14 protein-coding genes and 1 other RNA gene are annotated in these 13,093 nt (G+C 40.7%); 10 read left to right on the top strand and 5 right to left on the bottom strand.

The window, feature by feature from the left end; translation table 11 throughout:
• Positions 1-13: 13 nt before the first annotated feature.
• The gene (locus ATY38_RS13565; RefSeq protein ID WP_062559756.1) at positions 14-745 is read right to left on the bottom strand and encodes an ABC transporter ATP-binding protein; all 732 of its coding nucleotides are present in this window, start codon (positions 743-745) and stop codon (positions 14-16) included.
• 461 nt (positions 746-1,206) lie between these two features.
• Between ATY38_RS13565 and ATY38_RS13570 the strand changes: the two genes are divergently transcribed.
• The 10 genes from ATY38_RS13570 to ATY38_RS13615 all read left to right on the top strand — a co-directional run bounded on the left by ATY38_RS13570 (position 1,207) and on the right by ATY38_RS13615 (position 8,967).
• Positions 1,207-1,881: an OmpA family protein gene (locus ATY38_RS13570; RefSeq protein ID WP_062559757.1), complete on the top strand. Its 675-nt coding sequence runs from the start codon at positions 1,207-1,209 to the stop codon at positions 1,879-1,881.
• 77 nt (positions 1,882-1,958) lie between these two features.
• Positions 1,959-3,299 carry a TRZ/ATZ family hydrolase gene (locus ATY38_RS13575; RefSeq protein WP_062559758.1) on the top strand — a complete coding sequence of 447 codons (1,341 nt, stop codon included), beginning with the start codon at positions 1,959-1,961 and terminating at the stop codon, positions 3,297-3,299.
• A 10-nt stretch (positions 3,300-3,309) separates the two neighbouring features.
• Positions 3,310-4,017 (top strand): bifunctional 2-polyprenyl-6-hydroxyphenol methylase/3-demethylubiquinol 3-O-methyltransferase UbiG, encoded by a 708-nt coding sequence (gene ubiG, locus ATY38_RS13580; RefSeq protein ID WP_062559759.1) that lies wholly within the window; start codon positions 3,310-3,312, stop codon positions 4,015-4,017.
• A 29-nt stretch (positions 4,018-4,046) separates the two neighbouring features.
• Positions 4,047-4,694: an HAD family hydrolase gene (locus ATY38_RS13585; RefSeq protein ID WP_062559760.1), complete on the top strand. Its 648-nt coding sequence runs from the start codon at positions 4,047-4,049 to the stop codon at positions 4,692-4,694.
• Positions 4,695-4,784: 90 nt separating this feature from the next.
• Positions 4,785-5,145: a transfer-messenger RNA gene (gene ssrA / locus ATY38_RS13590) on the top strand.
• A 137-nt stretch (positions 5,146-5,282) separates the two neighbouring features.
• Positions 5,283-6,971 carry a replication endonuclease gene (locus ATY38_RS13595; RefSeq protein WP_235590308.1) on the top strand — a complete coding sequence of 563 codons (1,689 nt, stop codon included), beginning with the start codon at positions 5,283-5,285 and terminating at the stop codon, positions 6,969-6,971.
• 22 nt (positions 6,972-6,993) lie between these two features.
• Positions 6,994-7,218: a hypothetical protein gene (locus ATY38_RS13600; RefSeq protein WP_235590309.1), complete on the top strand. Its 225-nt coding sequence runs from the start codon at positions 6,994-6,996 to the stop codon at positions 7,216-7,218.
• Between the two features lie 80 nt (positions 7,219-7,298).
• Positions 7,299-7,718 (top strand): hypothetical protein, encoded by a 420-nt coding sequence (locus tag ATY38_RS16140; RefSeq protein ID WP_062559762.1) that lies wholly within the window; start codon positions 7,299-7,301, stop codon positions 7,716-7,718.
• The gene (locus ATY38_RS13610; protein WP_062559763.1) at positions 7,715-7,909 is read left to right on the top strand and encodes a hypothetical protein; all 195 of its coding nucleotides are present in this window, start codon (positions 7,715-7,717) and stop codon (positions 7,907-7,909) included. The genes ATY38_RS16140 and ATY38_RS13610 overlap by 4 nt, the downstream gene beginning before the upstream one ends.
• Positions 7,885-8,967 carry an Arm DNA-binding domain-containing protein gene (locus ATY38_RS13615; protein ID WP_062559764.1) on the top strand — a complete coding sequence of 361 codons (1,083 nt, stop codon included), beginning with the start codon at positions 7,885-7,887 and terminating at the stop codon, positions 8,965-8,967. The genes ATY38_RS13610 and ATY38_RS13615 overlap by 25 nt, the downstream gene beginning before the upstream one ends.
• Positions 8,968-9,126: 159 nt before the next feature.
• Here ATY38_RS13615 and ATY38_RS13620 read toward each other — a convergent pair whose 3' ends face one another.
• The 4 genes from ATY38_RS13620 to ATY38_RS13635 form a co-directional block, all read right to left on the bottom strand.
• On the bottom strand, positions 9,127-9,552 hold the full coding sequence (locus tag ATY38_RS13620; RefSeq protein ID WP_062559765.1) for a hypothetical protein: 426 nt from the start codon (positions 9,550-9,552) through the stop codon (positions 9,127-9,129).
• 19 nt (positions 9,553-9,571) lie between these two features.
• Complete coding sequence (locus ATY38_RS13625; RefSeq protein WP_062559766.1) at positions 9,572-10,453, bottom strand: hypothetical protein; 882 nt, start codon at positions 10,451-10,453, stop codon at positions 9,572-9,574.
• 170 nt (positions 10,454-10,623) lie between these two features.
• A complete protein-coding gene (locus ATY38_RS13630) occupies positions 10,624-11,142 on the bottom strand; it encodes a hypothetical protein (protein ID WP_062559767.1) in 519 nt (172 codons plus the stop codon).
• Between the two features lie 184 nt (positions 11,143-11,326).
• On the bottom strand, positions 11,327-12,970 hold the full coding sequence (locus ATY38_RS13635) for a P-loop ATPase, Sll1717 family (RefSeq protein ID WP_062559768.1): 1,644 nt from the start codon (positions 12,968-12,970) through the stop codon (positions 11,327-11,329).
• Positions 12,971-13,093: the final 123 nt, after the last annotated feature.

The raw sequence follows: 13,093 nt of genomic DNA on the forward strand, positions 1-13,093 counted from the left end.
TACCTCTGTTTATTCATGATCGCGTAAGCTGCGTAAATATGTCTTCCAAATTCGCATCCTGTTGTCGCAGCTCGATCATGGTTTTATCAAAAACTACCGCTCCTTTGTGCATGATTTGCACTCTGTCACAAACATTTTCAATCTCAGGCAAAATATGTGTTGATAAAATAACGCTGCTCGTTGCACCTAATTCTCTAATTAATAGTCTTATTTCTTGTATTTGATTAGGATCAAGACCAACCGTAGGTTCATCCAATATAATCACGTCCGGGTTATGTATAATTGCTTGCGCAATACCAACTCGCTGCTGAAAACCCTTGGATAACGTTCCAATCAAATACTTCCCCTGATCTCTTAAACCACAGCGTTGCTTTACATTTTTCAATACAATCTGCATAATTTGTTTGTTAACGCGATGTAATCGAGCGACCAGCAATAAATATTCATTGACCGTCATATCAAAATAAAGCGGTGGAATCTCAGGCAGATAACCTAAATGCAACTTGGCTTCTAACGGCTTATCCAATAAGTCAATACCACAGATTTCTATGCTGCCACTGCTTGGCGCAAGATTTCCCGTCAACATGCGCATGGTGGTGCTTTTACCCGCGCCATTAGGTCCTAACAACCCCAATACTTCCCCTCGCTTTAATTGCAAGTTAACATCACATACCGCAACATGAGGTCCAAAATTACGATGCAGATTTTGTGTGGACAAAGTTACCAACTCCGTCACATCGACCATACCAGTAAGTTCCTATAATCGCCTAATAATCGCATAATAAATCACTCAACTAATGAACTAATCGCAAGATCGCGCAGTTTGAACTGCCGGATTGAATAGTATATTTCGAATAACTCTGGAATTCGCCAGTTTTGAGTTTTGGTTTAATTGCTACAATAACAAATGAAACAAAGGAATATTTCTCTTTTCAGTGAAACGCGGATTAGATTATTAATATTAAAACCATATAATTTCTATTACTTACGCATATTAACCCATTCATTTCACTTTAATGCACAGCACAGCTTTGTTGCAATTAAACAACACATTAATTTGCGATAATATACAAACAAACTGATAATAGAACACTAATTAGCTCGAAGTAGTAGAATAGTAAAGACTTTCAATTGTAATGGTAAAGCATTTATTTGCATTGCCGATAGAATTCTCAGAAACATAGTTTTCATTAAAAGGACAACATCATGAAAAAAATATCAGCCAAAAATACTCTTATTGGAATGGTGCTTATGCCAGCAATGTTTTCTGGTGCTGTCTTGGCACAAGAAGCAAATACTGATCAATCGGCAGATACCGCAACAACTAAACCGCAAGCTTACGGTATTGATGGCCGTGGTGAGGTTGCAAGAAACTCAACAGGATTATGCTGGCGCACCAGCTATTGGACACCGGCCATGGCTATTCATGAATGTGATCCGGATCTGGTCAAGAAGCCAGAAGTAGTTGCAGAAGCGCCTGCACCGGCACCTGTTAAAACAGCACCTGAGAAAATCACATTTTCTGCCGATGCGTTATTTGATTTTGATAGCTCGAAATTAAAACCCAATGGCATCCAATCGCTTAATGAATTTGTTACGGGCATAGAGGGTGTAAAATATGACCTCATCATTGCTGTAGGCTATGCTGATCGCATTGGATCAGATGAATACAATAAAGCGCTCTCGCTCCGCCGAGCCGAATCGGTAAAATCGCATCTGGTATCAAGAGGCATAGACCCAAGCCTCATCTTTGTTGATGGCAAAGGCGAAGCCAATCCGGTAACAGGTAACAGTTGCGCCGGCGAAAGAAAATCTAAAGCGTTGATTGAGTGTTTAGCACCTGATCGCCGGGTTGAAATTGAAGTAGCAGGCACCCGATAAGAGAAGCCAAATTAATTTATTACCCTCATTAAAAAAGCCCTGCACATTCCGCAGGGCTTTTTTCTTATTACCAGTCCATGAGTAATCGGGAAGAAATTGATACACTAATTGAAGCGAAATGGATTATTCCTGTTGAGCCCGCTGAAATTGTATTAAATCAACATGCCATTGCAATTGATCATGGCATCATCAAAAATATCCTTCCGATTGCCGAAGCCAGCCAGCGCTACCAACCACAACAAACGTTCACTTTAAACGATCATGCACTGATTCCGGGATTAGTCAATTTGCACACTCATGCCGCCATGACTCTCTTGCGAGGACTTGCTGATGATCTACCTCTGATGGAATGGCTCAATAAACATATCTGGCCGGCAGAAAATCAGTATGTTAACGCGCAATTTGTACTGGATGGCACCCGGCTTGCCTGTGCCGAGATGATCAAAGGAGGCATTACTTGCTTTAATGACATGTATTTTTTCCCCGAATCCTGTGCACAAGCTGCGGCAAGTTCAGGAATGCGCGCTGCTATCGGTATGATTGTCATTGATTTCCCGACAACTTATGCCAGCGATGCGGATGATTATCTGGCCAAGGGATTGGAATTGCGCGACAAGTATCAACATAATCCGCTGCTATCCTTCTGCTTTGCACCTCACGCACCTTATACCGTCAGCGACAAAACCTTCAACAGCATTCTGACTTACGCAGAACAACTCGATGCGGCGATTCATATCCATTTGCATGAAACCCAGGATGAAATTCGAATCAGTATGGAATCCAGCGGCGTAAGACCCATAGAGCGCATGCAGCAATTAGGATTGCTCAGTCCCAATTTAATTGCCGTGCATATGGTGCACCTGACCGATCATGAAATTAAATTACTACATCAATATAATTGCAGCATTGCTCACTGCCCTTCCTCTAACATGAAATTGGCCAGTGGATTTGCGCCTATTTCATCATTAGTCAATCAAGGCGTTAATGTCGGCTTGGGTACAGACGGAGCAGCCAGCAATAACCGTTTGGATATGTTTGAAGAAATGCGCCTCGCGGCATTGTTGGCTAAAGCAAACAGTGGCCGGGCTGACGCCCTCCCCGCCCATCAAGTGCTACGCATGGCCACTCTGAACGGCGCAAATGCTCTAGGATTAGGTGAATCCACTGGTTCATTAACCGTTGGCAAAGCAGCCGATATAGCAGCCATTGATTTCTCTCATCTTAATCTTACTCCTTGCTATGATCCCGTTTCACATTTAATCTACGCTGCAAGCCGCGAACACGTGAGCCATGTGTGGGTAAATGGTAGAATACTGCTTGAAGATAAAGAATTGACGACACTGAACGAAGCTGAACTGCACTATCGCGCAGCCATGTGGCAGGAACGTATCACAGCAACGTCACAACAATTGTTTTAAAGGAGCACGTATGGAAAATGACGGTATCAATGCTGATCCGCTGGAGCTTGAAAAATTCAGCCAACTCGCTCACCGCTGGTGGGATCCGCACAGTGAATTTAAACCCTTGCATGAAATCAATCCATTACGCCTTAACTACATTAATGATCTGACAAATGGATTAATGGGAAAGACCATACTGGATGTCGGCTGTGGCGGTGGTATTCTATCCGAAGGCATGGCATCAATGGGCGCACATGTCACCGGCATTGATCTCAGTGATAAAGCGCTCAAGGTTGCCAAGCTGCACCTGTTGGAAAGCGGCTATGACGTTGATTACCGCAAAATTACCGTAGAGTCGTTGGCGCAAGAAAAACCACAGCATTACGATATTGTCACTTGTATGGAAATGCTCGAGCATGTGCCCGATCCAATGAGCGTTATTCGCGCGTGCGCGCAATTAGCCAAACCAAATGGCTGGATATTTTTCTCAACCATCAATCGCAACCCGAAGTCCTACCTATTTGCAATTATTGGCGCGGAATATGTTTTAAATCTATTACCGCGCGGTACGCATGAGTATGCAAAATTCATCAAACCTTCCGAGCTTGCTCGCATGGCGCGTAATGCCAGCCTGACCGATGAAAAACTGATCGGCATGACGTACAACCCCTTCACTAAAATTTATGCACTGGAAGAGGATACCGATGTCAACTACATCATGGCTTACCGCAGCTAACTTCCATCAATCTCAACAAGCGTACTTTAATGGTTGAAGCTGTTCTCTTTGATTTTGACGGAACCTTAGCCGACACCGCACCTGATCTTGGTCATGCCCTAAACCGACAGCGCACTGCACGAGGCCTCACCGAACTCCCCATTGAACAGATCCGTCCGTTGGCATCCGCTGGGTCGCGAGGATTGCTAGGACTCGGCTTTAATATCAAACCAGGTGATGAGAACTATGAATTCATGCGCGATGAATTCCTGGATTTTTACACCCAGTATCTGTGTCACGACACTTGTTTGTTTCCGGGCGTAGAAGCGTTGTTGAATCAAATGGAAACGATGAGTATACCGTGGGGCATTGTCACCAACAAACCTGCCCGTTTTGCACATCCACTCATCCAAACACTTGGGTTAGGACAGCGCGTTGCCTGTGTCATATGTGGCGACGAAACCACTCATACCAAGCCACACCCTGCACCACTCCTGGCAGCCAGCAACAAAATGACCATCTCTCCTGCTCACTGCATTTATCTGGGAGACGACATTCGCGATGTTCAAGCAAGTCTGGCAGCCGGCATGCAATCCATCGTTGCACGCTATGGCTATTTGGGCATTGATCAAGCCCCTGAAACCTGGGGCGCACATCACCTGATCGATCATCCCGAAGAATTGCTAGCCCATCTGTAAAGAAATACCTATTAATTCTGTTAGAATATCAACGCAGAGCTTGAACTTTTGGATTTCATCACCATCCTAAGCACTACCAAAACGAATACCGGGGACGATCTGGTTTCGACGTGGGTTGCAAAGCAGCGCAGGGCATACCGAGGATCAGATTACCTCGTAAATCCATCTGAAAACAATAGTCGCAAACGACGAAAACTACGCTTTAGCCGCTTAATTCGGCTAGCCTCTGCACCGATGGGCCTCAACGCCGGGTCTGGCAACAGACAGCAGAGTTACTAACGAGGATCGCGTTCTATAGGGTTACTTTATAAAACGTTAAACGCAAGGTGACTCGCCTGTCATCAGCCTGCCAGTTGGCGGTTGCCAGGTCAAACTAAATAACATGGCTAAGTATGTAGAACTGTCTGTAGAGGGCTTGCGGACGCGGGTTCGATTCCCGCCGTCTCCACCAAAAAACGGTCTAATCCAGACCACTCAAGACCAACTAAGACTCATATAAAACAGGGTCTTAGTTCAAGTCTCACAAATTCCCCTTTAGTCCCGGTTGGTCTCCAAAGGCCTCGGTTGTGGCACAAAAATGACACAAAATTGGCACAAGTCGTTTTTGCCGATAATCACACCGCATCCTATGGAACAGAAAATTGCCGTCGCATGCGGCGCCATATTTTCAGTGAGCTTCCCCCGATTGCTGGAGACTTGGCGGCTCACTACATCAAAACGGCTGAACGTTCCACCTTTGAGCAAGCAAACCATGAACTGCAAGATATTTATAATCAGCTGCGCATTGAAGATCTGAATCTATGCGCTGATCATGAAGAATTGCTCAATGCCGCCAAGCGTTATGCAGAAAAATGTTATCTGGCGCGCAACCGCGCAAAATCCCCTTCTGATGCCTATCAATCCTGTTTGCGCATAGTCGATCACTATCAAGTGAAGCGGCCATCAATCAAAGGCGATAATTTGGAACCGGCTCTGAACCGCATGTGCTGTCATCACTGGTGGTTTCGCAGAATCAAAATATTGCGACTACGCAAGATTGAAACCATAGCCAGAAATATTGAGTTGGTCAGCCGCCTTCGTGGCACGTATGCTAGCGATTTCACGATTCATGCTAAGCGCAAACAAAAGGAAAGAAATCGTTTGTATCTGGCCACGAATTTTGTAAGTAACCAGAACGGCGATATTTTTTCCCTGCAGAACCTAGCTGATCGTTCGGTATCCAATCCAGCAATTCGCCGCGCTGAATTGATGACACGTATCAGAGGTTTTGAAATGGTGGCCGACCATCTGGGTCATGTTGGAGAATTCTATACTGTCACCACCCCTTCGCGCATGCATGCCTGTTTGCATCATGGTGTAACCAATCCACGCTATGACGGCACCAGCGTTTTGCAAGCGCACGAATACCTCACCCATATTTGGTCATTGATCCGCGCTGAATTGCATCGTCAGGGTATTCAACCCTATGGCTTCCGCGTAGTCGAACCGCATCACGATGGCACCCCGCATTGGCACTTACTATTATTCATGCCGGAGAAACACCGCGAAGCTGTGAGGAAAGTCATGCGTCATTACGCCCTTCTCGATAATGGCAACGAACCAGGAGCGCAAGATCGCCGTTTCAAAGCGGAAGCGATTGATCCAGCCAAAGGCACGGCAGTAGGTTACATTGCCAAGTACATCTCCAAGAATATCGACGGCTTTGCATTGGATCAAGATTTGTATGGCAATGATGCTGCAAAAGCAGCCGAGCGCATTACTGCATGGGCCAATACTTGGGGCATTCGCCAGTTTCAGCAAATCGGCGGCCCGAGCGTGACCGTATGGCGTCAATTAAGAAAACTCGACAAATCCGACGATCCGGAGCTTGAATCCATCCGTCAATCTGCAACTGCCAGCGATTGGGCAGCTTTCATGCTGGCTATGGGAAATCCTGAAGCTGCGCATCGATCACATGCTATAAAACCATTCTACGATGAGAGCAAGCGATTAAATCCATTTAATGGTGAAGTATTTTCCCCGGCAACCGGACGTTATGGCGATTCAGCTCCATTGCGCGTATCCGGAATACTTTGGAAAGGATCGAGCTATAGCACACGCAAACATGTTTGGATGCTTTTCAAAGTAGACAGCGAGGACGTGACATTAAGGAGCGAGGCGCAAGCCGAGCGCACGCAATGTCACGCCGGAGCTGTTTCTCTTGGACTTGTATCAATAACTGTACCAATCCCTTTTCATCCTCAAAAGGTTAAACATGAAAACCCAACTCAACACTAAAAAAATTAAAAATATAAATATTATGAATACATTTAATCTTGAAGAAGCGGTTTCTTTAATCTACCGGCTTGCAGTACTAAAACAGGATGCCCCTGAACCCGGAAAAAAATACAGCATCACGCAAATCGGCCACATTTGCGGCGTATTGACGCTTAACGATCAAATCGAGATTGTTATTAAGTTTCATGATGAGATGCGGCAATTCACGAAAGAGGAATTTCAAAACCAAGTAACAATTTTGGATTGACAGGACATTTATACTATTTACTTTGAAAATAAATAGCGTACTATAAGAATCACTATTTACTCTCATAGTCACTATTTATTATGGAAACCAATCAAAGAAAACTGTTTGATCTAAACCTCAGCGAGGAACAAGAGCAAATTATTTTCAAGAACATTAAAGAATTCCGAGGCGTTGGCACGACATTGGAAAGCGCATTAGGCGCTTTGATTATGGGGCAATACTTCGGCTGGCGCGTTCTTAAAATACTTCACAATCCCTTGACCTATCGCCGCTATGAAAAAATCTTAGGCCTTAATTTCCAAGATGTCTGCCCGGAAACAACCGGATACAGCGAAACCAAAAGCGTGGGGTATGCCATCACGCAAAAAATAGGCAGTTTCTGGGCTGTAGTGATGGGCAAGCGCAAAGTGGAGGATAAAGGCTTAATCGAGAATCAAGGGGAAGTCGAAAAGCACGTAACCAAGCATATCGCCGATAATGCTGAGGAGGTGAAAAAATGAACCACTCCGAACGATTACTGGTAACTGTCAAAAAATGTGCTGAACTGACCGGCTTAACTGAGAATGCCATTCGTCAATATCTGAAAAAAGGACATTGGATACTCGGGATTCACTGGTTTAAATCTGCGAATGGCAGAATTTTCATAAGCATGAAGGCTACAAACCTATGGATGCAAGGCAAAGAGGCATAACGATCCGCGGCACTAGCGCCCAGATATCGTTCACCTATCAAGGTGTACGCTGCCGCGAATCAATACCCATACCGCCAACCAAAACCGCGCAAAAAGAACTGGCGCTTAAGCTGCAATCCATCAAGTACGAAATCAAGACCGGCACTTTCGATTACAACCGACATTTTCCGTACAGCAAGAAAGCAAAAGAATTCAGGAAAAACCGCCCTGATCTCTACACGATTAAAGAAGCCCTGATAAGCTGGCTGCAACGCAATCAAGCAAAACTGCAACTAAGCACACTGCAAGACTATAACAGCGCCATCTATCACCATTTGATACCAACCTTTGGCAACCTGACTATCTCCGAACTGACTGCCAGCAAAATAAAGGAATGGTTATCTGAACTCCCCTGCTCCAACAAACGCAAAAGCAACATTCTGACCCCGCTTCGTCAAATGTTTGAAGAGCTCTATCTTGATGAAATAATCGACAAGAACCCACTTTCAAGAGTTAAAAACCTCCCCAACAAAACCCGTGAACCCGAACCTTTCACGCAAGAAGAAATCACCAAAATTTTAAACGAACTGACAGGCCAGGAAAAAAACCTGATTCAGTTTGCATTCTACTCAGGATTGAGAACTTCAGAACTCATCGCTTTACGCTGGCAAGATGTTGAGATTGAGCAAAACCGCATATTTATCAAACAAGCTCATGTACGCGGTCAACTGAAAGTCACCAAAACAAAATCAGGAAAACGTGAAGTAATACTACAACCGCAAGCCAAAGAAGCCTTATTTAATCAGCAAATATTTACGAAAAAGCACAACGAAATTGTTTTCCACGATCCACAAACAAACGAACCATGGAAAAACGATCAACCAATCCGGAAAAATGTTTGGATTCCGGCACTGAAAAGAGCCGGTATAAAATACCGCAACCCTTACCAAACCCGCCACACTTTCGCTTCAACATTACTTTCAAGAGGTGAAAAACCTCTCTGGGTAGCCCAACAAATGGGGCACAAAGATTGGAGTATGATCATCAAAGTTTATGGAAGATGGATTCCTCAAATATAGGATATGTTCATAACCTTCATGAACTGAGTTTTATTTTTTTGGAAATTTACTTTTTAAATAAATATATTCAAATTTATATCTAATATAACCAAACTATTTAATATATTACGGCAAGAAGTTAATATCTCTAACCACCTGATTAATCACATAAATATAAAACTAGGTGCCTGTTACATTAGAATCATATATTGATTTTACATCTTTTCCCACCTCAAAAACGGCTGCTATTATCATATCGGGTTTAGTAGAATAAGCTGCTACAGCCAACATAACTAAGTCTGCAACCAAATCTACAAACACAGCAATTTGTTCTATTGTTTGAATTTGATTATTAGCTGTTTCAACCAGTTCAATTAATTCGTTTTGAGAGACTTGTAACCCTCCTACTATGAGTTTCAAAGCATTTGTGTACAAACTATTAGCATATTGACGTAAACCTATTTCATATTGAAAAATTGTTTGGGCTTGATTTTGATCAACTTCTTTGTTGTTAATCGCACTCAATAATCGCGCATGAATTGAATCAGCACAGCGTGAGATAGCGGAAGCAAATTCTATTATTTCTTGTGGATTCGTAAGAGCCATAATTTCCTCTTAATTAATGTTAATTATCGCGCAAAGTTTGAAGATTATCTTTTATAATTTTTATATCTTTAGCAAATTTTGAAATAATTTCTCTAACCTCATCGCTTGTCAGCTTTTGGGTATTTTCATGAAGTTTAGTGTGGCCTTCTGCAATTCTTTTAATACCATTTAATGCAATTTCGTATTTCTGATCCATATTTTCATATTCATTCTTTTTAGCTTTAAATTGCTCCCTAGCTAAAATCATAAGTTGTCTGTCCTTACTATTATCGATAAACTTATCCTCAATTACATATGAACCTAAAACCTCCATTTTTTCATTTTCATGGACACCCTTATAAGCAATGACAATATTTTTCATTCCGTCTAAAGCTGTTTGAATATGCATATCTCCTTCCATAATCATGGACTTAACTGCATAATTTTGATATGCAGAAGTTATCCATTTAGTAATTAACAGAGCAAGATTCGAAATAGCTTCAACATGCTTCTCTTCAATTCCTAAATGCGGGTATTTTTTGATTGAACCGGACATTGAACTAACTTCCTTAGAAATATCAAAAGATTCTGATTTTGCTAAAATAGCAAGGGTTTGCATATATGTAGACACAGTTTCATGGACTTTTAATAAATCTGCATAAGCTTCGTGACGACGAACATCCTCATATTTTGCAACTTTTATAAACTTATCACGATCTTCATTATCACATTTCGCGTTAGTACAAATCTCAAAAAGGTAAGGCTCTTCCCTAGAATAAGTGTCACGATAACGAGTTGTTAGTTCTGTATAAGAAGCAAACTTAGCAGATTCACCTGCAAAATTTCCAATTTCTTTTAAATTTGAACATGCTGTGCTGACAAAAATTAAAAGCAATAACAAAAATAAATCTTTAAGCTTCATCCCTCATCCCTCGAATTATAAGTAAGTAATTTCAATACAAAAAACATTTAGATTATCTAGTTTTAATCATACATGTTTTTTTATTCGTGTATATGGCTCACAAAATTAAAAAATGGTTTTTTAGGATTTCTATCAGATGTTACAATCGAATTAGAATTAATTTATAAGATTTATTCTAAGGGCTCAACGTTTAAATTATTTCCGAATCTATGTTTCCCTTTCTTTATTTGAGATTTAGTATTAAATACCATTGTCTGTACGCTAGAAAAACCTGATAGAGCATGAGAAGCAACCACGTTGATGCGAAGATATTGAGTATCTGAAATCCAGAGAGAACGCAAATCATCAAATGTTGCAACCCTAAATGCATAATGCGCTTCCTTATCTTTCGGGCTAAAACCGCCCAACTCATGGAAATGCGATTTTCTGAGAATGACTTCCTTTACGTGATTTACCGGTCCTCCTGGTACTTGGATAGGTGTAATTAGAATAGTTTCTATCGATATATCGAATGCTTGATACTTACTTCGATTTATGAACTTAAACGCATAACAAGGACCATCATTATTTGATTGATCTGCAATTTCTGGGCTGATTTCTATTATCGGTCTTAATTTAAAAAGCACTATTAAAAATAATCCAGAAGCTGATAGACTTGAAAAAATTCCGATTAAAATTGACTCAATCATAAAGAGCCTCAATTTGTATTTGCAGTACTAGATAATGTTGATTCTTGTGATGCCAATTCTCATTCTGGTAGCTGAGATACATTATTATAATTTTCTGAATTTATAATTTAATAGCAGTAATAGCAAAAGTACGCGGTAATTTATTGTCATAATAGTCTAATTACCATTAGTAACTTTAAGTTTTTCAATTTTCAACAATAATACCGAGACGACTCCAAACCATAGAATGGATATATACCGTAGATGTAGGTTTTATTTGACCATCAGTTGGGGGACGTGTATCAGAGTATGACCATAGCGTGGGACTAAATCCGTCAGCCTTTATACCAAGAATTCCAATTGTGTATAATGCCTTAGTCAGAGTTATTATGAAACTATGAGGGGACATATTCTCGTTTATATAAGTGTAAGCTGCTCGAATTACAGGGTCTGGACTATGCTCTCCGTTCATTGCATAATTTAATGCAAAGTTATCAATTTTTTCTTTAGTAATCATAGAAAGTTTGAATTTTGATTTCATTCGTTCAATGATCGTTAAATATTCGTTTAACTTCGGATAATGATTAAGCCATTCAAAAGTAAGATATTCAATTCGTTGTGCGGAATATTCTATTTCAGCTTCTCTAATAGATTGAACAGTAACAGACCCTTTTCCTTCAGATCGTCTCAAACACTCGTTAATAAAGGCTATAGCGTCACGTGGTCTGTAAAGCGTGCGTGTTAATAAATAATCTATAAAATCGACTTTGTTAATTGAATCAGGAAAAAGCTGCGCAAGTTTTATAGTTTTTGAAGTGTATTGTTCACTAACTAATAACTCTATACGCTTGTTTAGCAATTCTATAAGATTAGCTTTGTTCCATCTAAGATGTAAGAGAAGTGATTGATATTTTTCTTCTTGAAAGCCAGCATCCCTAGTTTTCTCAAATACACTTTGAATTAAATCTAATCTCAGGGCGATGATAATTTTCACATTTGTTATGCATCGAAATGATTTGATAGTTTCGATTAAAGCTCTAATTAATCTGAGGCGCAAATTGTCATCCACCCAATTTTCATCAAGCTTATCGATAATAATGTAATACTTTTGTTGAGAATCCGTGAATACTTCTTCAGATAAAAAAGTAAGTACATCTGACAGCTCTTTTATTTGCAGATTATTGATTACTTTCTGAACCTTGTGTACAACTTCAATTTTATTCTCTGTACCGATTTTAGATTCAGCTTTTAAAGCTAAGCTAAGTTCCGTTGAAGTAAGTCCTGTATCTGTACTTAAACGTTCTTCTAAAGTATGTGTAATCTCTTTTATTCTGTATTCAGTTTCTTGCCAAAACTTTTCTCCCCAATCTCTGAGATAGGAAAGAGCTCTTTCTTTTGTTTTATCCCTAGTTTTTAATAATGAGAGGAAGCTGGCAATCCAGCTTCTGGTATTGTCTTCATTTGTAAGCTTAAATTTCTTCTTTAGTAGCTCAACTGTAAATACGTGACGCCACAATAATGTATAAAAAATATCGAGTTTTATGCCTGCATTCACTAAAACGGGAATTATGTCTGAATTAGCCAAATAATTAAGAGATAAAGACTCAGGTTTAATTTCAATTACATTTTCCTCTTGGCTGATTTTATAAACTAATGCACTTTTCCCTGTTCCAGTGCGGCCAACTAGTATTCTATGAGAATTACTACAATCAAGAAGTGTTTGAAGGTCTCCTGTTTCAGTAAAGCAAGGAGAAAGAAAACGCACATCACTTTCTGCATCAGGTTCTCCAATCGAAGCACCTTTACGAATTCGAAAATTAATACCAGCTAATTTGTCTTTTTTACTCATTATAAATTCGATATATTATTACCCATTTAAGTAATACGGGGCTACTCATACATATACTACCAAGATTGATGCTTTTACAACAAATAAACATTGAATTAAATACAACATTGCTATTGATAGACT

This window comes from Nitrosomonas ureae, from assembly GCF_001455205.1.
In the GTDB taxonomy this organism is placed as follows: Bacteria; Pseudomonadota; Gammaproteobacteria; order Burkholderiales; family Nitrosomonadaceae; genus Nitrosomonas; species Nitrosomonas ureae.

Bases quoted from the DNA above. Each gene is read 5' to 3' on its own strand.
- ATY38_RS13585 (WP_062559760.1), top strand. From the start codon at position 4,047: ATGGTTGAAGCTGTTCTCTTTGATTTTGACGGAACCTTAGCCGACACC.
- ATY38_RS13635 (WP_062559768.1), bottom strand. From the start codon at position 12,970: ATGAGTAAAAAAGACAAATTAGCTGGTATTAATTTTCGAATTCGTAAA.
- ATY38_RS13570 (WP_062559757.1), top strand. From the start codon at position 1,207: ATGAAAAAAATATCAGCCAAAAATACTCTTATTGGAATGGTGCTTATG.
- ubiG (WP_062559759.1), top strand. From the start codon at position 3,310: ATGGAAAATGACGGTATCAATGCTGATCCGCTGGAGCTTGAAAAATTC.
- ATY38_RS13625 (WP_062559766.1), bottom strand. From the start codon at position 10,453: ATGAAGCTTAAAGATTTATTTTTGTTATTGCTTTTAATTTTTGTCAGC.
- ATY38_RS13620 (WP_062559765.1), bottom strand. From the start codon at position 9,552: ATGGCTCTTACGAATCCACAAGAAATAATAGAATTTGCTTCCGCTATC.
- ATY38_RS13565 (WP_062559756.1), bottom strand. From the start codon at position 745: ATGGTCGATGTGACGGAGTTGGTAACTTTGTCCACACAAAATCTGCAT.
- ATY38_RS13610 (WP_062559763.1), top strand. From the start codon at position 7,715: ATGAACCACTCCGAACGATTACTGGTAACTGTCAAAAAATGTGCTGAA.
- ATY38_RS16140 (WP_062559762.1), top strand. From the start codon at position 7,299: ATGGAAACCAATCAAAGAAAACTGTTTGATCTAAACCTCAGCGAGGAA.
- ATY38_RS13630 (WP_062559767.1), bottom strand. From the start codon at position 11,142: ATGATTGAGTCAATTTTAATCGGAATTTTTTCAAGTCTATCAGCTTCT.
- ATY38_RS13615 (WP_062559764.1), top strand. From the start codon at position 7,885: ATGGATGCAAGGCAAAGAGGCATAACGATCCGCGGCACTAGCGCCCAG.
- ATY38_RS13600 (WP_235590309.1), top strand. From the start codon at position 6,994: ATGAATACATTTAATCTTGAAGAAGCGGTTTCTTTAATCTACCGGCTT.
- ATY38_RS13575 (WP_062559758.1), top strand. From the start codon at position 1,959: ATGAGTAATCGGGAAGAAATTGATACACTAATTGAAGCGAAATGGATT.